Annotated in this window: 1 protein-coding gene; it reads left to right on the top strand. The window is 54.3% G+C overall.

Annotation, left to right across the window (positions count from 1 at the left end; translation table 11 throughout):
• Positions 1–141: 141 nt before the first annotated feature.
• A partial coding sequence (locus Q1A34_RS21915; protein WP_300039640.1) for a right-handed parallel beta-helix repeat-containing protein occupies positions 142–997 on the top strand: 856 nt, incomplete at its 3' end.

The raw sequence follows: 997 nt of genomic DNA, 5'->3' as shown, positions 1-997 counted from the left end.
GAAAACCACCAGGCGCTTCACATCTCGGGCCGGGATAACGCCCTTAACAGAGCCGATATTGCGGCTCTCGAAGGTGTCGACAAATCTGTGATTACCAATGAGTGGATCATCAATCACCCGGAATACGGCGGATCACCGGAAATGGCACTGAGCAAGTGGACCGGCACTGATGTCTGGATTGAGATGCAGCATGGGAAAGAAGTTAACTCTAACTGGCTCCTGATGGAGCGCGGATATGAGTATAGTGATGTTGGAGGTCGGCTGTTCATTCGTAACATGCAGGGTGAAGATGAACTGCATCCGATCCATATTACGGCCTTCGGCGAGGGAACACAGCCCGTTATAGACGAACTGCCGCGGATGTATCAGGACCCCAGCAGTAACGTTGTGGTTTCGGACATTCACTTCACTGCAGGCGTACAGATCCTCGAGGGCAGCAATATCCTTCTGGAAGACATCACCCTGACCGGCGAGGGGCTGATGAACATTCAGAATGTCGACGGCTTTACGCTGCGCGACAGCGACATCTGGGACATACGTTACGAAGAAGCTCCTGAAGATCGATCAACGTGGTGGGCCCACACTGACCGGACGCAAGGAATTTTTATGAGCGGCGGCCAAGATGTTCTGATTGAAAACAACCTCTTCGATCATAATGGCTGGGCAGATGACTATCGTGAGGACGCCTCGACCGAGGGCGGTCAGGCGCCCAGTCAGTACAGTCAGAATGTCTATCTCAGCTATAACAACCTCGGCGTTACCTTCCGCGATAACATCTCCATGCAGGCCTCCTCTTTCGGAGCGCAGATCCGGGGCGGTGGCCTGATCGAGGATAACGCGTTTCTGGACAACAATGCCGGGGTCAACTTCCTCGGCGGCGATGTGGTGGATGGCGAAAAGACAGGCCAGTTCACCCTGCTGACCAGCAATGTCATCACTTCCGGAGCACACAAGGTTGCCCCCAATATCGGCGGCCTGACCTACGGCATCGAGAACA

The organism is uncultured Roseobacter sp., from assembly GCF_947491795.1.
Lineage (GTDB): Bacteria > Pseudomonadota > Alphaproteobacteria > Rhodobacterales > Rhodobacteraceae > Roseobacter.
This window is presented reverse-complemented; position numbering and strand designations above follow the sequence as displayed.